We start from the raw sequence: 19520 nt of genomic DNA, 5'->3' as shown, positions 1-19520 counted from the left end.
GCTCTGTGGCAGTACGACTTGCCGGCGGTAGCGACTTTCATGGTGTCACCACTGGCAAACGGAACGTCGCCGGGCCGGAGTGCTATAGGAGTTTTGTGCAGCCTTCACCTTCGTCTTCGGCACGACATCGCGAGCGTGTGCGGGATATGCTTATCGGCGCACATACTCCGTACAGCTGGACGATGAGCCGAATAAACTGCATATTCGGCTCAATGGGTGAGCCGAATAACTGTCTCATTCGGCTCATGACTCCCGAGGTATTCCGTGACCCAGCCCATCCAATGGATCTGGCAGCAACGCAATTGGCCATCTTTTACTTGGGACGTCGAGCGATTGGCGCCTTTAGTACGGTCCTGTACTCAGACTCAGGGTCGGCTGCTGGGGATGATTAGCGCCTCCGGTGCCAGCGAACAGTCTGAGCTCGATGCATTGCTACAAAACGTCATCACGTCTTCGGCCATTGAAGGCGAGCAGCTGAATGTTGGCTCGGTGCGTTCATCGCTTGCCAAACGTCTTGGCATGGCGAGCGATGAGCGGGTGACGCCGCGCAGTGAAGGTCTGGCCGAGTTGATGCTTGACGCGACTCAGCATCACCAGACACCGCTGACTTCCGAGCGGCTGATGCGCTGGCACACCTTCTTGTTCCCCGAATCGTCTTCATTGCTCGCAAACCGCGTTCGGGTCGGAGCGCTGCGGGGCGTCGAGCCAATGCAGGTTGTCTCAGGCCGCATCGATCGGCCTGTTGTGCATTTCGAAGCGCCTCCTCGCGACGGGCTGGAAAAGCAGTTGGAAGGTTTTTTTTACTGGTTCAACGCTAGCCGGACCGATTCGACACTTGACCCTCTGCTGCGTGCAGGTATCGCGCACTTCTGGTTTGTGACCTTGCATCCGTTCGACGATGGCAATGGCCGTCTGACGCGGGCCATCACCGACCTGGCGTTGGCGCAGGGGGAAAATCAGGCGATTCGTTTTTATGCCATGTCCGCCAGCATTCTGGAAAATCGTCAGGAGTATTACCAGATCCTTGAAACCAGCCAGCGCGGAGGAATGAATCTCACACCTTGGCTTGAGTGGTTCCTGCACACATTGTTGCACACGCTGGAACAGGCCATGCAGCGTATAGACCGTGTGCTGGCGAAGGCGCGCTTTTGGCATCAGCACCGAAAGGACGGTCTGTCTGCAGAGCAAATCAAGGTGCTCAACCGCTTGCTCAATGGTGACTTGTTGTCCGAAAAAAATGGTGCGGGATTCGAAGGCGGGATCAGTGCTGCTCAATATCAAGCAGTTGCCAAAGTCAGTAAGGCCACGGCGACACGGCATTTGGCGGATTTGCTGGAGAAGGGCTGTCTGGTGAAGCTGCCCGCCGGTGGGCGCAGCACGCGCTATCAAATCAGGTGGTAAACACTAGGTGTAGTAATCATTACTCCAACCGTAACGATCGACATGCCTGCTTGATTGATACCCCATACCCTTAGCTCCTAATGTGGCCCACGACAGCGAAACTCGTGGAGTCAGCATGACTACAACAACGAAACTTGATCCGCGCTGGTCGCGTCGTCGCAGCGAAAAGCAGCGGCGGCTCGAACTGGTGCGTTCCCTCGCCGATGGCGTCGTACTGCCCACCGACAAAATCGTCGCGGCGCTGGAGGCGTTGATCGCGCCTGGTGATCGCGTGGTACTTGAAGGCAACAACCAGAAGCAGGCGGATTTTCTGTCTCGTTCACTGGTCAAGGCCGATCCCGGCAAGCTCCATGACCTGCACATGATCATGCCCAGCGTCGGACGCGCCGAGCATCTGGATCTGTTCGAACGCGGCATCGCCCGCAAGCTCGATTTCTCTTTTGCCGGTACGCAAAGTCTGCGCATTAGCCAGTTGCTGGAAGACGGCCTGCTGGAAATCGGCGCGATTCACACGTACATCGAGCTGTATTCCCGCCTGTTGGTCGACCTGATTCCCAATGTTGTGCTGTCTGCCGGGTTCATGGCCGACCGCGCGGGTAACATCTACACCGGCGCCAGCACCGAAGACACTCCGGCCCTGATCGAACCCGCCGCCTTCAGCGACGGCATCGTCATCGTGCAGGTCAATCAGCTGGTGGACGACGTCAGCGATTTGCCCCGTGTGGACATCCCGGCTTCGTGGGTCGACTTCGTGGTCGTCGCCGACAAGCCGTTCTACATCGAACCGCTGTTCACACGGGATCCACGCCACATCAAGCCGGTCCACGTGCTGATGGCGATGATGGCGATTCGCGGGATCTACGAGAAACACAACGTTCAGTCGCTGAACCACGGCATCGGCTTCAACACGGCCGCCATCGAGCTGATTTTGCCGACCTACGGCGAGTCACTGGGTTTGAAGGGGAAGATCTGCCGCAACTGGACGCTCAACCCGCACCCAACGCTGATTCCCGCCATCGAAAGCGGCTGGGTCCAGAGCGTGCATTGCTTCGGCACCGAACTGGGCATGGAGAACTACATCGCCGCGCGGCCTGATGTGTTCTTCACGGGTCGCGACGGTTCGATGCGCTCCAATCGCATGATGTGTCAGCTCGCCGGGCAATACGCGGTGGATCTGTTCATAGGCGCGACGCTGCAAGTGGACGGTGACGGTCACTCCTCGACCGTGACCCGCGGTCGTCTCGCCGGTTTCGGCGGCGCACCGAACATGGGGCATGACCCGCGCGGGCGTCGTCACGGCACTCCGGCCTGGCTGGACATGCGTCAGCAGAGCGGTGATGGCCCGGATGCTTACCTTGAGCGCGGCAAGAAGCTCGTCGTGCAGATGGTCGAGACCTTCCAGGAAGGCGGGAAACCCACCTTCGTTGAAACCCTCGACGCTGTAGACGTCGCGAAGAAAAGCGGCATGGCACTGGCGCCGATCATGATTTATGGCGATGACGTCACTCACCTGCTCACCGAAGAGGGCATCGCCTACCTGTATAAAGCGCGCAGTCTGCGAGAGCGTCAGGCGATGATCGCCGCCGTGGCAGGCGTGACCTCCATCGGCCTTCGACACAACCCCAAAGACACCGCGCGCATGCGTCGTGAAGGCTTGATCGCGTTGCCTGAAGATCTGGGCATTCGTCGCACCGATGCCAGCCGTGAGTTGCTGGCCGCCAAGAGCATCGCCGATCTGGTGGAGTGGTCCGGTGGTTTGTACAACCCGCCTGCGAAATTCAGGAGCTGGTGATGCGCGCACTCAATCTGGCTTTCGACACGTTACCTCACTTACTCCCTTTGGCCGAGCGTCTCGCCGATCTGGCCGTGGATGCGCTGATCGACGAAGCCGACCTGTCGCCAAAACCCGCATTGGTCGACCGTCGCAGCAGCGGCGCACACAAGGATCTGCACTTGGGCCTGATGCACGCTTCGGCGCTGTCACTGTGGCCCGCCTTCAAGCAAATGGCCGAAGCCGCGATTGAAATCGGCGAAATCGGCCAGCCGTTAAGGGAGGCGATAGGGCGCATCGGCCGCGAAGGCGAAGCGGCGATGATGCGCACCACCGGCGGCGTGAACACCCATCGTGGTGCGATCTGGGCCTTGGGACTGCTGGTCACCGCGGCCGCGCTTGATCCTCGCGATCTGTCTGCTTCGGGATTGGGGTTGCGTGCAGCCTGTCTGGCGTTGATCGAGGATCGCAACTTGCCCGCGCAGCACAGCCATGGCGCTGCGGTCGCTCGGAAATACGGCGCAATGGGGGCTCGGGAGCAAGCGCAGATGGGCTTCCCGGCGATCACCCAATGCGGCTTGCCTCAACTGAAGCGCAGCCGCATTGCCAATCATGGCGAGCAGAACGCAAGGCTCGACGCACTACTGGCGATCATGACCACGCTGTCTGATACCTGCGTGCTGTATCGCGCCGGCGAGCAGGGCCTGTTGACCATGCAGCAAGGTGCGCAGCGAGTGCTGGACGCTGGAGGTAGCGCGACGCTGAGTGGTCGACGCGCATTGCACGATCTCGATCAGCAGTTGTTGAGCCTGAACGCATCCCCTGGTGGCGCCGCCGATCTGCTTGCTGCCTGCCTGTTTATCGATTGCCTTGAGCCTGCGCTCGGCGATGAAACGAGGAACCTCTGATCATGGAAACCCTGTCTTTTGAATTCCCCGCTGGTCAGCCTCCGTTGGGGCGTGCGCTGGTGGGTTGTGTCGGTTCCGGCGACCTTGAAGTCATGCTGGAACCCGGTCTTCCGGGCCGATTGACCATCCAGGTCTTGACCTCAGTCAACGGCAGCTCGGCGCGCTGGCAGCATCTGTTCGAGCGCATGTTCGACGGCCAGACACCGCCTGCAGTGAGCATCGATATTCACGACTTCGGCGCCACGCCTGGCGTGGTTCGTCTGCGTCTGGAGCAAGGCTTCGAGGAGATCGGTCATGACTGACAGCGCGCGTTTGTTGAAACAACACAGCTTCGTCGAACTCGGCGCTCGTCAGCGTGCTCGCGCCCTGCTCGACGAGGGCAGCTTTCGCGAGCTCATCGACCCGTTCGCGCGAATGACGTCTCCTTGGCTGCCAAAGCAGGGCGTCGTACCCCAAGCCGATGACGGTGTAGTGATTGCCAAAGGATCTATGGGTGGCAAACCCGTCGTGGTATGCGCCATCGAAGGCAACTTTCAGGGCGGCAGCATGGGCGAGGTCGGTGGCGCGAAAATGGCCGGCGCGCTGGAGCTGGCCGCAGAGGACAACCGCAAGGGCATTCCCACCGCCGCCATTGTGCTATTGGAAACCGGTGGCGTGCGTTTGCAGGAGGCCAATCTCGGGCTGGCCGCTATCGCTGAGATCCACGCGGCCATCGTCGATCTGCGCCGCTATCAGCCGGTGATCGGTGTCGTGGCGGGCAGCGTCGGTTGTTTCGGCGGTATGTCCATCGCGGCGGGGCTGTGCAGTTATCTGGTTGTCACTCAAGAAGCGCGTCTAGGCCTGAACGGTCCGCAGGTGATTGAACAGGAAGCCGGCATCGAAGAGTACGACTCACGCGACCGCCCGTTCATCTGGAGCATCACCGGCGGGGAGCAACGATTCGCCAGCGGTCTGGTGGACGCCTACGTCGCCGATGACATTGCGGCCATTCAACAGCAAGTCCAAGGCCTGTTGCACAAGGGCAAGCCGGCTCAGGAGCGCAGCGGCCAGTACGCGTTGTTCCTGAAACGTCTGGCTGAAGTAGACATCCGGGTTCAGATCGATCCCGCCGCCGTGCGCAGCCTGTATCAAGGAGAACAGTCATGACTGGTTACTCGACGCGTGGTTTACAGTGGTTCAACGCGTTGGCCGCGAATGCTGCCGAGGTGACCGGCCTGCCGACATCGGTAAAAGCGGCCGACGGCAAGCTGGGCGATCAGCAGGCACGTTTTCTGGCCGTGGTCGCTGACCCGGCCAACCGCTTCCCTCGTGCGCGGAACGGTGAAGTTGGCCTGCTCGAAGGCTGGGGGCTGGCACACGCGGTCGACGCTGCCATCGAACTGGATCGTCAAACTGAAGACAAGCGGGCGTTGATCGCCATCATCGACGTCCCCAGTCAGGCGTATGGGCGCCGCGAAGAAGCGTTGGGCATTCATCAGGCGCTGGCGGGAGCGGTGGATGCTTATGCGCGCGCACGTCTGGCAGGCCATCCCGTGATCGGTCTGCTGGTTGGCAAGGCGATGTCAGGTGCGTTTTTGGCTCATGGCTATCAAGCCAATCGCCTGATCGCGCTGCGTGATCCCGGTGTGATGGTGCATGCGATGGGCAAAGCGTCCGCGGCGCGTGTGACGCTACGCAGTGTCGAAGAGCTGGAAAAGCTGGCCGCCAGCATCCCGCCGATGGCCTACGACATCGACAGTTACGCGGGGCTTGGTTTGCTGTGGGAAACCTTGTCGGTCAGCCAGATCGAGCAGCCGTCGGCTTCTGATATTTCCTCCGTCGAGGAATGTCTGGTCGCCGCGATCAAGGACACGAAAGCCAGCGGTAATGACCTGAGTTCGCGTCTGGGTGCGGTCAATCGTAGCGCCTCATCGAAAGTGCGTGAATTGCTGCGAGCGCAGTGGTGATGAACGCTTTCATGCCTGCTCAACCCCATGATCTGTTGTGGGGTATGTCTGTGGCCGCCTTGCCTGCCGACGCTCCGGCGTGGGTGGTGGAAGTGATTGGCCTCGGGCATCCGGTGGTGGTACGCCGGGCGCGAGTAGCAGAAGGTTTCGTAGCCGTCGGCGTGCGCGGCCGTTCTCGGGATCAACGCTATGCGACGAAGATGAAGATCAGTGATATCAGCCGCCGTGTTCAGCCTGAAGACTTGATTGATGTCGTGGATCGCCAGTGCGCAGAGTGGCCTGCTTTGCGTGCGCTGAAGCAGATTCGTGCGTTGATGAACGCGCTGAGTTTGCCGTGGGGCGTGGCGGGCAGCGCCGGATTCGAACTGGCCACAGGCGTTCCGGTGTTGCATCAGGACAGCGATCTTGACCTCATCTTGCGAGCCTCTGCTTTCTTCAGTCGGCAACAGGCGGCTGAACTGGTAGAGGCGCTGGCGGGTGCGGCGTGTCGCATTGATCTGCAGATGCAGACACCTGCAGGTGCCGTGGCGCTGCGCGAGTGGGCAGGCTCGGCACGCCGGGTACTGCTCAAGTCCGATGACGCAGCGCGTTTGGTGGCTAACCCTTGGTTGCCGCAGGCGTGTGCTGCATGAGCAGCTTCTGGGTGTTCCCTGGCCAGGGCGCGCAGCAGGCGGGCATGTTGCACGCTTTGCCCAATGATCCGTTGGTCGCGCAATGCCTGCGTGAAGCCAGCGATGCGCTCAACGAAAATGTGCTCGATCTGGACACCACGGCTGCACTGCAATCGACCCGCGCCGTTCAGCTTTGTCTGCTGATTGCCGGAGTCGCCTGCTCCCGGCTTCTTCTGGCTCAAGGCAACACGCCGGATTACGTGGCGGGGCTGTCGATTGGCGCTTATCCCGCCGCAGTGATGGCTGGGGCGCTGAGCTTTGCCGATGCCGTTCGATTGGTCGCCTTGCGGGGCGAGTTGATGCAGAACGCTTATCCCAAAGGCTATGGCATGACAGCGCTGATCGGTCTGGATCAGGCCACCGTTGAAAGCCTGGTGGAAAAAATTCACAGCAAGAACACGCCGGTTTATCTGGCGAACATCAATGCCGACAACCAGTTCGTCATCGCTGGCAGCGACCAGGCCATGGCGAGCATTGCGGCGTTGGCAAAAGGGCAGGGCGCCGCAGCGGCCAAGCGGTTGGCGGTGAGCGTGCCTTCTCATTGCGAGCTGTTGCGCGAGCCTGCGCAGACGCTGGCCCAGGCGCTGGCAGATGTTTCTGTGCAGGTTCCGACGCTCAAGTACCTGAGCGGCAGCACCGCCCGGCCAATATTCAGTGCCGACAAATTGCGTGACGACCTGGCGTTCAACATGTGCCGGGTCATCGACTGGCGCAGTACCGTGCAAACCGCCTACGAGCGCGGAGCACGTCTGCAGATCGAATTGCCGCCCGGCACCGTGCTCACGGGGCTGGCACGCAAAGTCTTCGAACAAGGATCCGCAGTCGCCTTCCAGGGCGCCCGGCTGGATACGCTGAGCGCGCTGTCGCAAGAGGAGGAACGCCGCCACCCATAACCGACTGTTGCTTTCGAAGGAACACAAAAACAACAACTTCGACGATGCAAATTGAGGATAAGAACAATGATTATTTATGGTGTTGCGTTACTCGCTATCTGCACCCTTGCGGGGGTCATTCTCGGTGATCTGCTCGGTGTGCTGCTGGGCGTCAAATCCAACGTGGGCGGTGTCGGGATCGCGATGATTCTGCTGATCTGCGCCCGTCTGTTCATGCAAAAGCGCGGCGGCATGAGCGAAGGCTGTGAAATGGGCGTCGGCTTCTGGGGCGCGATGTACATTCCGGTGGTCGTGGCCATGGCGGCACAGCAAAACGTGGTGACCGCGCTCAAAGGCGGCCCGATTGCCGTCATCGCGGCCATTGGCTCGGTGATTATCTGTGGCTTCACCATTGCGATCATCAGCCGTACAAATAAAGGCGAGCCACTGCCCAAGGAAGACGAACCCATGCCTCAGGCGTCGGTCATTGCGCCGACCGTCTCCCCAGCAGGAGGCCACTGATATGTGGGATCTCATTCAGAAAGACCTGATCAGCCAGGGCCTGGTCACTGCATTCGCGGTGGTCGGCGTGGTGATGTGGATTTCCGTGGTGCTGTCCAGGCGCCTGACCTTTGGCCGGATTCATGGCTCGGCCATCGCTATCGTGATCGGCCTGGTGCTGGCGTGGGTCGGGGGAGTGATGACCGGTGGCCAGAAAGGGCTGGCGGATCTGGCGCTGTTCTCAGGAATCGGCTTGATGGGCGGCGCGATGCTGCGTGACTTCGCTATCGTCGCCACAGCGTTTGAAGTGCAGGCAACCGAAGCGAAGAAGGCAGGCCTGATCGGCGCGATCTCGTTGTTCCTCGGCACGCTGTTGCCGTTCATCGTCGGCTCCTGCGTGGCCTATGCCTTTGGTTACCGAGACGCCGTGAGCATCACCACTATCGGCGCGGGTGCGGTGACCTATATCGTGGGTCCAGTCACAGGTGCGGCATTGGGGGCGAGTTCGGATGTGATGGCGCTGTCGATTGCCACCGGCCTGATCAAGGCGATTCTGGTCATGGTCGGCACGCCCATGGCAGCGCGCTGGATGGGTCTGGACAACCCGCGCTCGGCGATGGTCTTTGGTGGCCTGGCCGGGACTGTGAGCGGCGTGACCGCAGGGCTGGCGGCAACGGATCGGCGGCTGGTGCCTTACGGCGCGCTGACTGCGACCTTCCACACGGGGCTCGGCTGCCTGCTTGGGCCTTCGCTACTGTACTTCATTGTGCGCGGGATTCTGGGTTGATCGACAGAGGTCCATCGGGCGCCGAGTGACCTGTAGCAGTCCGGCTTGCCGGCGGCGGTCATGAGGCCGCCATCGCGGGCAAGCGCGCTCCTAAGGTTCGGCGTTGCCGATCAGCTATCCCTCAACCGGTTCGAGTACATCCGGCACTCGGCCAATAACGCCAGCAGATTCGGATCGCGCTCCCGGGCTTTGAGAAACACCAGTCCAATGTGCTGCTGCATGCGGTAACGCGCCTGAAGCGGAATCAGGCGCACGCGGTTCTCGTAGACTGCTGCAATCCGGCCCGGCAGCAACGCGTAACCAACGCCCGAACTGACCATGCTCAGTAGTGTGAAGATGTCATTGACCTGCATCGCCACCTTCGGTTCGAACCCGGCCTGCTGGAATACTCTCGCGCCGTCGCGATGGGTGGCGAAGCCTTGGGTGAGCGTAATGAACGTCGCTTCACGCAAGTCGCTCAGGTCCACCTCGCTCTGTTGAGCGAAGGGGGAGTCGGCGGGCGTGGCAAGGAAGATATCGTCAGAGAACAGTGGCAGTTGCTCGCAGTCCGGATCGTTCACGCTTTCGTTGAGAGAGACCAGGATCGCGTCGACTTCCATGTTCTTCAGCTTGTAGAACAGATCGATGTTCGAGCCCAGAATGAGGTCGATGTTCAGCTCGCTGCGGCGGATCTTCAGGCCCATGATCAGCTGCGGCACGGTCTTGACCGTCAATGAGTACAACGCCCCGAGCTTGAAACGCGCTGCAGAAAACCCGGCAGCTTCGCGCGTCAATTCGACCGTACTCAATACGTCCTGTACCAGTTTCTGCGCGCGCTCCTCGAGCACGTAAGCGCCCTCCAGCGGTGTCAGATTGCGTCCTTCGTGTTTGAAAAGCGGGCAGCGCAGGGCGCTTTCCAGCGAGTGAATCGCCCGGTGAACGCTGACAGTGCTGGTCTGCAAATCCGCTGCCGCCCGCGCCAGATTGCCGGTGCGCATGAAGGCCAGGAAGATTTCCAGCTTCTTGAGAGTCAGCTCTTCATCGATTTGCATCGTGTCGTTCCCGGACCGAATTTTTCTTGTGCGCTCGATTGTGCCCAAGTCATCGGCCGCTGGCTGCATGAAATTCTCATTAACACTGACACATCCATTGCGCTTTTCATCCATAAGCTGGAGCCTTGGGGTTTGTCAGTGCAACTCAGAGAGGTTATTTGCGGATGTACTACGGGGAAAAATTCAACGCCTGGACCCACCTCGTGGGGGCAGTATTGGCGTCCATCGGTGCGGTCTGGCTGTTGGTGATCGCAAGTCTGACCGGTGACGTGTGGAAGATCGTCAGCGTGGCCGTATATGGCGTGGCCCTGGTGCTGCTGTACAGCGCTTCCACGGTGTATCACAGCGTTCGAGGGAGGGCCAAAGTGATCATGCAGAAGGTCGATCACTTCTCGATCTATTTGCTAATCGCGGGAAGTTACACGCCGTTCTGCCTGGTGACCCTGCGCGGGCCGTGGGGCTGGACGCTCTTTGGTGTGGTCTGGGGGCTGGCGGTCATCGGAATGCTGCAAGAGATCAAGCCGCGTTCGGAAGCGCGAGTGATGTCGATCGTGATCTATGCCGTGATGGGCTGGATCGTGCTGGTGGCGGTCAAACCGCTGATGGCGGCACTGGGAACGGCAGGCTTCACCTGGCTGGCGCTGGGCGGCGTGCTGTACACCGTGGGGATCATTTTCTTCGCCTACGACAACCGCTTCCGCCATTGGCATGGCATCTGGCATCTGTTCGTGATCGCCGGCAGTCTGCTGCATTTTGTGGCGATCGCGTGGTATGTGCTCTGAACGGCATCGCTAACTTTCTGTGGGCCGGCTTGCTGGCGAATGTGTCAGGTCGACCCTCTTCGGGTTAAATGACACACTGCGATTGGCCAGCGAGCCGGCACAGACATCGTCTCCCTGCGAAGAGTTTTCGTCGATCGTGACTAAAAATCCCCCCACAACTGCTGCGCCACGCTCAACGCGACCACTGGCGCAGTCTCGGTGCGCAATACCCGTGGGCCGAGGCGGGCAGCGTGGAAGCCGGCATCCTGCGCTTGATCAACTTCTGCATCGTTCAAACCACCTTCCGGGCCAATCAAAAAAGCCAGGCTTGCCGGTTTGTCATGGCTGACCAGCGGCTCGGCCACCGGATGCAACACCAGCTTCAAATCAGCGTCGGTGTGTTCGAGCCACTCGGCGAGCGTGACCGGCGGATTGACCACCGGCACCACGGAACGACCGCACTGTTCACAGGCGCTGATCGCAATCTGCTGCCAGTGTGCCTGACGCTTCTCGGCCCGTTCGTCTTTGAGTCGAACCTCACAGCGCTCGCTGACAATCGGGGTGATCTGCGTTACGCCTAGCTCGGTCGCTTTTTGAATCGCCCAGTCCATGCGCTCGCCACGGGACAAGCCTTGTCCGAGATGGATCTGCAACGACGATTCGGCTAACCCTGCAAAGCTTTCGGTCACTTGCACCCGGACCCGCTTCTTGCCGACTTCCACCAGCGTGGCGCGGAACTCAAAGCCTGAGCCGTCGAACAGTTGCACCGCATCGCCCTCGGCCATGCGCAGTACCCGACCGATGTAATGCGCCTGGGCTTCTGGCAGTTCGTGTTCACCGGTGCTCAAGGTGGCGTCGATGAAAAAGCGGGACAGTCTCATGGTTGTTTCTCTTTGAGTTCTTCAGGTACTGCGTGTTGTTTGATGACCGCTGATGGTTATTACGTATTTCAATCAACCCGGATCACGGAAGTCCGGATGAAAGTTCTCGCGCACCGCGACGCTGATACTGCTACGCGTTGCGATGTCGATGCCTTCGCTCGCCACTTCGGCCAGGAAGTCGATCTGTTCCGGCGTGATCACGTATGGCGGCAGGAAATACACCACGCTGCCCAGCGGCCTGAGCAATGCGCCACGGGTCAGTGCGTGTTCGAAGACTTTCAGGCCTCGGCGCTCCTGCCACGGATAGGCGGTTTTGCTTGATTTGTCCTGCACCATCTCGATGGCCAGTGCCATGCCGGTCTGGCGCACCTCGGCGATGTTCGGGTGATCCACCAGATGCGCCGTCGCGGTCTTCATGCGCTCGGCCAGCGCCTTGTTGTTCTCGATGACGTTGTCCTGCTCGAAGATATCCAGCGTCGCCAGCGCCGCGGCGCACGCCAGCGGGTTGCCGGTATAGCTGTGCGAGTGCAGGAAGGCGCGCAGGGTCGGGTAGTCGTCGTAGAAGGCATCGTAGACGTCATCGGTAGTCAGGCATGCCGCCAACGGCAGGTAGCCGCCGGTCAGGGCTTTGGACAAGCACAGGAAATCCGGGCGAATCCCCGCCTGTTCGCAGGCGAACATGGTCCCGGTGCGACCGAAGCCCACCGCAATCTCGTCATGAATCAGGTGCACGCCGTAACGATCACAGGCCTCACGCAACAGCTTGAGGTAGATCGGATCGTACATGCGCATACCGCCTGCGCCCTGAATCAACGGCTCGATGATCACCGCCGCAACGGTGTCGTGGTTCACCGCCAGGGTCTGTTCCATCACCGCGAACATCGTGCGGGTGTGTTCTTCCCAGCTCACGCCATCCGGGCGGTGGTAGCAATCAGGGCTTGGCACCTTGATGGTGTCCAGCAGCAGCGCTTTGTAGGTCTCGGTGAACAGCGGCACATCACCCACGGACATCGCGGCCACGGTTTCGCCGTGATAGCTGTTGGTCAGGGTGACATAGCGTTTTTTGTTCGGCTTGCCGCGATTGAGCCAGTAATGAAAGCTCATTTTCAGCGCGACTTCGATGCAGGACGAACCATTATCGGCGTAGAAGCAGCGTGTCAGACCTTCCGGGGTCATGGCGACCAGGCGCTCCGACAATTCAATCACTGGCTGATGGCTGAAGCCGGCCAGAATCACGTGCTCGAGCTGATCGACCTGATCCTTGATGCGCTGATTGATGCGCGGGTTAGCGTGGCCGAATACGTTGACCCACCAGGAACTGACGGCATCGAGGTAACGCTTGCCTTCGAAGTCCTCGAGCCAGACGCCTTCACCGCGCTTGATCGGGATCAGCGGCAGGTTTTCGTGGTCTTTCATCTGGGTGCAGGGGTGCCACAGGACCTTGAGGTCGCGTTGCATCCACTGATCGTTAAGTCCCATCGTTGATCTCCTGGTGACGACTCGCATGACGCGAGGGCAAACAATCGCGCAAGCCTATGCAATGCATCGTGCAGGAACAACCTCTAGCGCATTTTTTAGCGCCCGGCGCGTGCGGAAATCGTGCTCGATGGACATTGCTGGCGGGCATTTCCCGGCTGGCGTATCCTGCGCGCTCTTCGAAGAATCGGACGAAAAAATCCGATAATTCTCCCTGCTTTGTTCCGGAGTTCGCTGAATGCTTTCTGGTTGGCTGCGCGCCTGTGCGCTGGTGATGGTTGGGCTGGTCAGCGCTTCAGCGCTTGCCGTTGATAAGCCACATACGGCGATTGTCGTCGGTGGCGGTCTGGCGGGGCTGACCGCCGCTTATGAACTGCAGAACAAGGGCTGGCAAGTCACCTTGCTGGAAGCCAAATCGACTGTCGGCGGCCGCTCAGGCCTGGCGGGCAGCGAGTGGATCGGCAATGCCAAGGCGCAGCCGGTGCTCAATCAGTATCTGGATCGCTTCAAGCTCAAACCGGTGCCGGCGCCTGAGTTCGTACGAACGCCGGGCTATCTGATCGAAGGCGAATATTTCTCCGCCGCAGACCTTGCGACCAAACAGCCTGCCACCGCCGAAGCCATGAAGCGCTACGAAGCGGCGCTGGACGATATCGCGCGCTCGATCACCGATCCTGAGAACCCGGCCGCCAACAGCACATTGTTCGCGCTGGACCAGATCAACGTCGCCAACTGGCTGGATCGCCTTGCACTGCCGCCGACCGCGCGTCAGTTGATCAATCAGCAGATTCGCACGCGTTACGACGAACCATCGCGGCTGTCGCTGCTGTATCTCGCTCAGCAATCGCGGGTCAACCGCAGTGTCGATGATCGTGACCGTCGTGCCGCACGCTTGCCCGGTGGTAGCGCTGTCCTGGCCGAAGAGTTCGTCAAACAGCTGAAAGTGATCAAGACCAACTCGCCGGTGTCGGCCATCAACCAGGACAAGGATGGTGTCACCGTCAAAGTCGGTTCGGTGGGTTACGAGGCAGAATATGTGGTCCTCGCGGTGCCGCTGCGTGCGCTGAGCAAAATCCAGCTGACACCTGCGCTTGACGCGCAGCATCAGGGCGCGATCAAGAGCACCAACTACGGCTGGCATGATCAGATCATGCTCAAGTTCAAGACGCCGGTCTGGGACAGCAAGGCGCGCATGTCCGGCGAAATCTATAGCAACACCGGTCTGGGGATGCTGTGGATCGAGCCAGCTCTGAAGGGCGGCGCCAACGCAGTGATCAACCTTTCGGGCGACAACGCGCGGATCATGCAGGCCTTCGGCGACAAGCAATTGGTGGATCAGGTGCTGATTCGTCTGCACGCGTTCTATCCACAGGCCCGCGGGGCATTCACCGGTTATGAAATTCGTCGCTCCAGCGTCGATCCTTCTACTGGCGGTGCGTACCTGGCGTTCGGCCCGGGTCAGATCAGCAAATACTGGCGTCTGTGGGAGCGCCCATTGCAGCGCGTAGCGTTTGCCGGTGAGCACACCGACACGCTTTATCCGGGCACGCTGGAAGGTGCGCTGCGTACAGGCCAGCGCGCGGCGGGCCAGGTGCAGGATCTGGCGGCGGGCAAGTCGTTCGAGCCTGTAAAAGTCGCTCCGCCGAAAGCGCCTGAACCGGCTGCCAAGGAAAGCGGTAGTGGTATCGGCGGTTTCTTCTCCAACATGTTCGGTGGTTCCAAACCAGAGCCGAAGCCTGTCGAGAAAGCACCAGAGCCAGCACCGGCCCCTGCGCCAGCACCGGCTCCAGTCACGCCGCCACCGGCTCCAGCGGTCGAGCCAGCCAAGCCGGCTGCGGTTGAACCGGCTAAAAAGGCGCCTGCGAAGAAGGACGCGACCAAGAAAGAGCCAGCGAAAAAGGCTCCAGCCAAACCGGCGGCAACCCACAAGGCCCCGGGCAAGACCGACGCTGCCAAGAAAGCACCGGCCAAAGCTGCAACCGACAAGGCTGCCGCTCCGGTAGCTCCGGCGGCGGACAGCAAGAACTGATTGCTGAAACCCTGAAATGAGAAAGGCGCGGTTTAAATACCGCGCCTTTTTTTTCGTTCGGTGAATGACTGCAGCGTCTAGAGTGTTCTATCAATGCGGCCGCTTACAAACCCGTAGCAGTCTGGCCTGCCGGCGGTGACGCCCGCGAGATCGCTGCCGCCGGGGACTGCTACAGAAGGGCGTCGTAACACTGCCTTAATCCGCTACGAGGAAAAGTATGTCGGCAAATTCCCATCGTAATTCTCGATATTTCAAAGCGAAATTTTGCGCTTTCTTTCGATAGGTAAACCGCTAGTCTTTCTTCCAGCTTCACAGGCTGCTTTTACAGGAACCGTACCATGCAGTTACGCAACTCTTCTTCTCGTTATGGCTGGGTCAGTATTGTTCTGCACTGGGGCGTGGCGCTGACTGTTTTCGGGTTGTTTGCGTTGGGGTTGTGGATGGTCGGGCTCGGTTACTACGACACCTGGCGCAAGGCCGGTCCCGATCTGCACAAGAGCATCGGCATCACCTTGTTTCTGTTCATGCTGATTCGTGTGGTCTGGCGCTTTGTCAGCCCGCCACCTCCGCCACCTGCCAATCACAGTCGTTTCGTACGGATCGCCGCCAAACTGGGCCATGCGTTTCTGTACCTCGATCTGTTTCTGGTGATGTTCGCCGGCTACCTGATTTCCACCGCTGAAGGTGTCGGAATACCGGTCTTCGGTTTGTTTGAAGTGCCTGCGCTGATCAGCGGACTGCCCGACCAGGCGGACGTTGCCGGCGAAGTGCACCTGTATCTGGCCTGGACCCTGGTGGTCTTTGCTGTACTCCACGGTCTGGCTGCCCTGAAGCACCATTTCATCGACCGTGATGCAACGCTTGTCCGTATGCTTGGCCGTAAGGCCTGACACCCAACTCAACTGAAACAGGAAGACGACGTATGTTGAAAAAGACACTGGCTGCACTGGCTCTGGGTACCGCGCTGCTGTCAGCCGGTCAGGCAATGGCCGCTGATTACACCATCGACAAGGAAGGCCAACACGCCTTCATCGATTTCAAGATCAGCCACCTGGGCTACAGCTTCATCACCGGTACTTTCAAGGACTGGAGCGGTACGTTCAGCTTCGACGCCGCCAAGCCTGAAGACAGCAAGATCAGCATCGACATCAAGACCGCCAGCGTTGATACCAACCACGCCGAACGTAACAAGCACATCAGCAGCAAGGATTTCCTGGACGTCGCGACCTATCCAGACGCCAAGTTCGTGTCCACCAGCGTCAAGTCGACCGGCAAGAACGCCGATGGCAAGGATACGGCTGACGTAACCGGAGACCTGACCCTGCACGGCGTGACCAAGCCGGTCGTCATCAAGGCGGTCTTCAACGGCGAAGGCAAGGACCCATGGGGCGGCTACCGTGCCGGCTTCAACGGCACCACCACCATCAAGCGCTCTGATTTCGGCAAGATGATGGATCTGGGTCCACAGTCGGACACAGTGACTTTCGACATTTCGTTCGAAGGCGTCAAAGCCAAGTAAGACGGCTCGACACAAGAACGCCGCCCAATGGGGCGGCGTTTTTGTTGGTCAAGTTCGTGAATCTATCTGAAAAGCTCGGCATGGGTACCGAGGTCGACAAATATCAAATTGCGTTCAGTCATTTGATAGATCAGAGGGAAATCGCCGCCGACATGGCACTCTCTGGAACCTCCCCACTCCCCCCTTAGCTCATGGTCCAGATACTCAGGCGGTAAAGGCTGGCCTTCCCAGATCATGACCATCACTGCACGCATGGCGTGCATGTCGTGTCGACCGGCCTTGTTGTAGCGATCCCAGGACTTTTTGAATTCCGGTGTGTAATCGACGCGTCTAGGCAGAGTGGCTCGTTTTGGGTTTGGCGCTTTGCTTTCTGCGTGTTTGGGGTGCTTCTTTGCCATCCAGGTCCTCTAACAACTCGTCCATCGAATCAAATCGGCTTCGGATTTCGCGCGCCTGAACCAAGGCTCGGGCAGTTTTATCCGAAGGTGCACGCACCTCAAACGGTAGACCTTGCGTTTCCACGACCTGCAGCAGGAAAAGGCGCATTGCTTCGCTGATGGTTAACCCGCAGGCGCTAAGCACTGCGGTCACTCGCTCCTTCAAATCCTCATCTATGCGGCAGCGCACGTCGGTGTTTTTAAGTAATGCGGCCATAGTGATAACCTCTCAAAGAATGTAGCTACGTCGTAGCTACGTATTGACGCGCAATTATTGGCTTTTTGATTGCTACTTGGCAAGCGGCGACATTGCGGCGGCTTTAAAGGAAAGTCTCACTGGTGCAGGGACTTCGTTCCCGCACAAACAAAAACGCCCCGAACCAGTCGGGGCGTTTTTCTCAGCCTGGCTTAACCTTCGCGATTGCGGGTCAGCAGGGCCGGCTTCTCACCGCGTGGGCGGCTTGGCAACTGATCGAGCAACTCGGCCGAAGGAAAGCGATCGCTCTTGGACTCTTTGTGCATGATCTTGGGGGCAGGCTGGCCATCGCGAGGGCCGCGAACGGCTGGCTCTTGACGGGCTGGCTGATCGTCACGGGCCGGGCGGCGATTGCGCGGCTGGTCTTCGCGACGAGCCTGGCCATCACGACCGGAGCCATTGCGTGGGCCGCTGCGCTTGGCCGGAGCGCCTGCGCCTGAACCTGTGCTCGCGCCGGTGCCAGAGCCGGAACCCGAACCGCTGCGCGGGCCGCTACGGCCAGGTGCCTGACCCCGTGGCGCCGGAGCAGAGCCGGTAGCAGGTGCGCCAGGGCGACGGTTGCGACCTTGCTGGTTCTTGCCCTGATAGGGACTGACGTAGTCGGCGCGGTTGCCGAAATTGTCGACGTCGTCATCCAGGAATTCGTCAGGCGCTCGGTCGGCAGAAGGCGCTGGCGGACGCGATTGACGCGTTTCACCGGCCGGAGTGCCTTGGCGAGGCTTCTGCTGACGAGCCGGGCGGGCAGGGCGTTCGCCCGATGCCGCCGCCGCTGCCGGCTTATCCTTGCCCTTATCCTTGCCTTTGTCCTTGCGACCACCGCCGCCACCGCCACCGTTCGGGCCGTCGCCACGCGGACCACGGGCGTTGCGCGGGTTGCGCACGTCAGGGCGTTCGCGAACTTCCGGCTTCTCGGCTTCGACGGCGTTGATGTCGAAGCCCATCAGATCGCCATCTGCAATCTTCTGTTTAGTCATGCGCTCAATGCTCTTGAGCAGTTTCTCTTCATCGGGCGCGACCAGCGAGATCGCCTCACCGGTGCGACCCGCACGGCCGGTACGACCGATACGGTGTACGTAATCTTCGTCGACGTTTGGCAGTTCGAAGTTGACCACGTGTGGCAGTTGGTCGATGTCCAGACCGCGGGCGGCGATATCGGTCGCAACCATGATGCGAACGGTGCCAGCCTTGAAGTCAGCCAGCGCTTTGGTACGGGCGTTCTGGCTCTTGTTGCCGTGGATCGCCACCGCGCTCAGACCGTGTTTGTCCAGATACTCGGCCAGACGGTTGGCGCCGTGCTTGGTGCGGGTGAACACCAGCACCTGCTCCCACGCGCCCTGAGTGATCAGGTGAGCCAGCAACGAACGCTTGTGGTTGGCAGGCAGGCGGAAGACCCGTTGCTCGATACGCTCGACCGTGGTGTTCGGCGGCGTGACTTCGATGCGTTCCGGATTGTGCAGCAGCTTGCCAGCCAGCGCCGTGATGTCCGCGGAGAACGTGGCCGAAAACAGCAGGTTCTGACGCTTGGCCGGCAGACGGGCCAGGACTTTCTTCACATCGTGAACGAAGCCCATATCCAGCATGCGGTCGGCTTCGTCCAGCACGAGGATTTCGACGTGGGACAGGTCGACGCTGCCTTGGCCGGCGAGGTCAAGCAGGCGACCCGGGCAAGCGACCAGAACGTCGACGCCGCGAGCCATGGCCTGAACCTGAGGGTTCATGCCGACACCGCCGAAGATGCAGGCGCTGACGAACTTGAGGTTCTTGGCGTAGATCTTGAAGCTGTCGTGGACTTGAGCCGCGAGTTCACGGGTAGGGGTCAGGACCAGAACGCGGGGTTGACGCGGGCCGTGACGCTGGGATTTGTCCGGGTGACCGGCGGGGAAAAGGCGCTCCAGAATCGGGAGGGCGAAACCACCGGTTTTACCAGTACCTGTCTGAGCGGCGACCATCAGATCGCGGCCTTGCAACACGGCGGGAATGGCCCGCTGTTGCACCGGAGTAGGCTGGGTATAGCCAGCTGCCTCGATGGCGCTGACTAAAGCCTCGGAGAGACCGAGGGAAGCAAAGGACATGAGTAATCCTGTCTTAAGTTGGGGCCATGGGCCCGAATAGGGGGAAGAACGGCCCGCCGCAAATTGGCAATGGAAGCTCAATTCCGTCCGGTCGTGGCGCGGTCTGCAAGTTCAGCTCGGGCATGAGCGCGGGAAAGAAAATGCGCTGCTGGCGTGATCGAGAAGGCTTCTGTGAGACCGTGCATCCGGGCGTAAGCCTGG

The 19520-nt window shown here is 60.1% G+C and carries 20 protein-coding genes; 14 read left to right on the top strand and 6 right to left on the bottom strand.

From position 1 onward, the window contains the following. Window positions 1–276 precede the first annotated feature (276 nt). The 10 genes from D3M70_RS02915 (at window position 277) to madM (ending at window position 8857) form a co-directional block, all read left to right on the top strand. Window positions 277–1401 (top strand): Fic family protein, encoded by a 1125-nt coding sequence (locus D3M70_RS02915; RefSeq protein ID WP_375232913.1) that lies wholly within the window; start codon window positions 277–279, stop codon window positions 1399–1401. A 115-nt stretch (window positions 1402–1516) separates the two neighbouring features. Further along, window positions 1517–3193 (top strand): malonate decarboxylase subunit alpha, encoded by a 1677-nt coding sequence (mdcA, locus tag D3M70_RS02910; RefSeq protein ID WP_120124206.1) that lies wholly within the window; start codon window positions 1517–1519, stop codon window positions 3191–3193. Further along, window positions 3193–4080, top strand: a complete 888-nt coding sequence (locus D3M70_RS02905) for a triphosphoribosyl-dephospho-CoA synthase (protein WP_120124204.1) — start codon at window positions 3193–3195, stop codon at window positions 4078–4080. Before mdcA ends, D3M70_RS02905 begins: the two co-directional genes overlap by 1 nt. 2 nt (window positions 4081–4082) lie before the next feature. Further along, window positions 4083–4382 carry a malonate decarboxylase subunit delta gene (locus tag D3M70_RS02900; protein ID WP_120124203.1) on the top strand — a complete coding sequence of 100 codons (300 nt, stop codon included), beginning with the start codon at window positions 4083–4085 and terminating at the stop codon, window positions 4380–4382. Beyond that, window positions 4375–5226: a biotin-independent malonate decarboxylase subunit beta gene (locus D3M70_RS02895; protein WP_120124201.1), complete on the top strand. Its 852-nt coding sequence runs from the start codon at window positions 4375–4377 to the stop codon at window positions 5224–5226. Before D3M70_RS02900 ends, D3M70_RS02895 begins: the two co-directional genes overlap by 8 nt. Then, window positions 5223–6026: a biotin-independent malonate decarboxylase subunit gamma gene (gene mdcE / locus D3M70_RS02890; RefSeq protein ID WP_120124199.1), complete on the top strand. Its 804-nt coding sequence runs from the start codon at window positions 5223–5225 to the stop codon at window positions 6024–6026. Before D3M70_RS02895 ends, mdcE begins: the two co-directional genes overlap by 4 nt. After that, window positions 6020–6658 (top strand): malonate decarboxylase holo-ACP synthase, encoded by a 639-nt coding sequence (locus tag D3M70_RS02885; protein ID WP_375232909.1) that lies wholly within the window; start codon window positions 6020–6022, stop codon window positions 6656–6658. Before mdcE ends, D3M70_RS02885 begins: the two co-directional genes overlap by 7 nt. Next, window positions 6655–7590: a malonate decarboxylase subunit epsilon gene (mdcH, locus tag D3M70_RS02880; RefSeq protein WP_120124195.1), complete on the top strand. Its 936-nt coding sequence runs from the start codon at window positions 6655–6657 to the stop codon at window positions 7588–7590. Before D3M70_RS02885 ends, mdcH begins: the two co-directional genes overlap by 4 nt. A 66-nt stretch (window positions 7591–7656) precedes the next feature. Further along, entirely contained in the window at window positions 7657–8091 is a 435-nt protein-coding gene (madL, locus tag D3M70_RS02875; RefSeq protein ID WP_120124193.1) for a malonate transporter subunit MadL, read from the top strand. Between the two features lies 1 nt (window position 8092). After that, on the top strand, window positions 8093–8857 hold the full coding sequence (gene madM, locus D3M70_RS02870; RefSeq protein ID WP_120124192.1) for a malonate transporter subunit MadM: 765 nt from the start codon (window positions 8093–8095) through the stop codon (window positions 8855–8857). Window positions 8858–8967: 110 nt separating this feature from the next. On the opposite strand, the gene D3M70_RS02865 is transcribed toward madM, so the two are convergent. Then, window positions 8968–9888, bottom strand: coding sequence for a LysR substrate-binding domain-containing protein (locus D3M70_RS02865; RefSeq protein WP_120124433.1), 921 nt, complete (start codon window positions 9886–9888; stop codon window positions 8968–8970). Window positions 9889–10052: 164 nt separating this feature from the next. Between D3M70_RS02865 and D3M70_RS02860 the strand changes: the two genes are divergently transcribed. After that, window positions 10053–10670 carry a hemolysin III family protein gene (locus D3M70_RS02860; protein ID WP_120124190.1) on the top strand — a complete coding sequence of 206 codons (618 nt, stop codon included), beginning with the start codon at window positions 10053–10055 and terminating at the stop codon, window positions 10668–10670. Between the two features lie 140 nt (window positions 10671–10810). On the opposite strand, the gene D3M70_RS02855 is transcribed toward D3M70_RS02860, so the two are convergent. Continuing rightward, a complete protein-coding gene (locus tag D3M70_RS02855; RefSeq protein WP_120124189.1) occupies window positions 10811–11530 on the bottom strand; it encodes a 16S rRNA (uracil(1498)-N(3))-methyltransferase in 720 nt (239 codons plus the stop codon). A gap of 72 nt (window positions 11531–11602) precedes the next feature. Continuing rightward, entirely contained in the window at window positions 11603–13009 is a 1407-nt protein-coding gene (locus D3M70_RS02850) for an adenosylmethionine--8-amino-7-oxononanoate transaminase (protein WP_120124187.1), read from the bottom strand. Window positions 13010–13244: 235 nt separating this feature from the next. Here D3M70_RS02850 and D3M70_RS02845 point away from each other — a divergent pair, with 235 nt between their 5' ends. From D3M70_RS02845 to D3M70_RS02835, 3 genes are all read left to right on the top strand, one after another. Beyond that, a complete protein-coding gene (locus D3M70_RS02845) occupies window positions 13245–15035 on the top strand; it encodes a flavin monoamine oxidase family protein (protein ID WP_120124185.1) in 1791 nt (596 codons plus the stop codon). Between the two features lie 338 nt (window positions 15036–15373). Continuing rightward, the gene (locus D3M70_RS02840) at window positions 15374–15925 is read left to right on the top strand and encodes a cytochrome b (protein ID WP_120124183.1); all 552 of its coding nucleotides are present in this window, start codon (window positions 15374–15376) and stop codon (window positions 15923–15925) included. 32 nt (window positions 15926–15957) lie between these two features. Then, window positions 15958–16554, top strand: coding sequence for a YceI family protein (locus D3M70_RS02835; protein WP_120124182.1), 597 nt, complete (start codon window positions 15958–15960; stop codon window positions 16552–16554). A 62-nt stretch (window positions 16555–16616) separates the two neighbouring features. Here the strand turns inward: D3M70_RS02835 and D3M70_RS02830 are convergent, their stop codons facing one another. The 3 genes from D3M70_RS02830 to D3M70_RS02820 form a co-directional block, all read right to left on the bottom strand. Further along, on the bottom strand, window positions 16617–16952 hold the full coding sequence (locus D3M70_RS02830; protein WP_120124180.1) for a type II toxin-antitoxin system YafQ family toxin: 336 nt from the start codon (window positions 16950–16952) through the stop codon (window positions 16617–16619). Beyond that, complete coding sequence (locus tag D3M70_RS02825; RefSeq protein WP_120124178.1) at window positions 16885–17208, bottom strand: type II toxin-antitoxin system RelB/DinJ family antitoxin; 324 nt, start codon at window positions 17206–17208, stop codon at window positions 16885–16887. Before D3M70_RS02825 ends, D3M70_RS02830 begins: the two co-directional genes overlap by 68 nt. A gap of 191 nt (window positions 17209–17399) precedes the next feature. Then, window positions 17400–19319, bottom strand: coding sequence for a DEAD/DEAH box helicase (locus D3M70_RS02820; protein ID WP_120124176.1), 1920 nt, complete (start codon window positions 19317–19319; stop codon window positions 17400–17402). Between the last annotated feature and the right edge of the window lie 201 nt (window positions 19320–19520).

The organism is Pseudomonas sp. LS-2 (assembly GCF_003605735.1).
In the GTDB taxonomy this organism is placed as follows: Bacteria; Pseudomonadota; Gammaproteobacteria; order Pseudomonadales; family Pseudomonadaceae; genus Aquipseudomonas.
The sequence above is the reverse complement of the archived record's forward strand: the minus strand, read 5'-3'. Positions and strand labels throughout refer to the sequence as shown.

Coding starts and splice junctions, on each gene's coding strand:
- D3M70_RS02900 (WP_120124203.1), top strand. CDS start 4,083: ATGGAAACCCTGTCTTTTGAATTCCCCGCTGGTCAGCCTCCGTTGGGG.
- D3M70_RS02835 (WP_120124182.1), top strand. CDS start 15,958: ATGTTGAAAAAGACACTGGCTGCACTGGCTCTGGGTACCGCGCTGCTG.
- D3M70_RS02820 (WP_120124176.1), bottom strand. CDS start 19,319: ATGTCCTTTGCTTCCCTCGGTCTCTCCGAGGCTTTAGTCAGCGCCATC.
- mdcH (WP_120124195.1), top strand. CDS start 6,655: ATGAGCAGCTTCTGGGTGTTCCCTGGCCAGGGCGCGCAGCAGGCGGGC.
- D3M70_RS02860 (WP_120124190.1), top strand. CDS start 10,053: ATGTACTACGGGGAAAAATTCAACGCCTGGACCCACCTCGTGGGGGCA.
- D3M70_RS02905 (WP_120124204.1), top strand. CDS start 3,193: ATGCGCGCACTCAATCTGGCTTTCGACACGTTACCTCACTTACTCCCT.
- madL (WP_120124193.1), top strand. CDS start 7,657: ATGATTATTTATGGTGTTGCGTTACTCGCTATCTGCACCCTTGCGGGG.
- madM (WP_120124192.1), top strand. CDS start 8,093: ATGTGGGATCTCATTCAGAAAGACCTGATCAGCCAGGGCCTGGTCACT.
- D3M70_RS02865 (WP_120124433.1), bottom strand. CDS start 9,888: ATGCAAATCGATGAAGAGCTGACTCTCAAGAAGCTGGAAATCTTCCTG.
- D3M70_RS02895 (WP_120124201.1), top strand. CDS start 4,375: ATGACTGACAGCGCGCGTTTGTTGAAACAACACAGCTTCGTCGAACTC.
- D3M70_RS02830 (WP_120124180.1), bottom strand. CDS start 16,952: ATGGCAAAGAAGCACCCCAAACACGCAGAAAGCAAAGCGCCAAACCCA.
- mdcE (WP_120124199.1), top strand. CDS start 5,223: ATGACTGGTTACTCGACGCGTGGTTTACAGTGGTTCAACGCGTTGGCC.
- D3M70_RS02850 (WP_120124187.1), bottom strand. CDS start 13,009: ATGGGACTTAACGATCAGTGGATGCAACGCGACCTCAAGGTCCTGTGG.
- D3M70_RS02855 (WP_120124189.1), bottom strand. CDS start 11,530: ATGAGACTGTCCCGCTTTTTCATCGACGCCACCTTGAGCACCGGTGAA.
- D3M70_RS02840 (WP_120124183.1), top strand. CDS start 15,374: ATGCAGTTACGCAACTCTTCTTCTCGTTATGGCTGGGTCAGTATTGTT.
- mdcA (WP_120124206.1), top strand. CDS start 1,517: ATGACTACAACAACGAAACTTGATCCGCGCTGGTCGCGTCGTCGCAGC.
- D3M70_RS02825 (WP_120124178.1), bottom strand. CDS start 17,208: ATGGCCGCATTACTTAAAAACACCGACGTGCGCTGCCGCATAGATGAG.
- D3M70_RS02845 (WP_120124185.1), top strand. CDS start 13,245: ATGCTTTCTGGTTGGCTGCGCGCCTGTGCGCTGGTGATGGTTGGGCTG.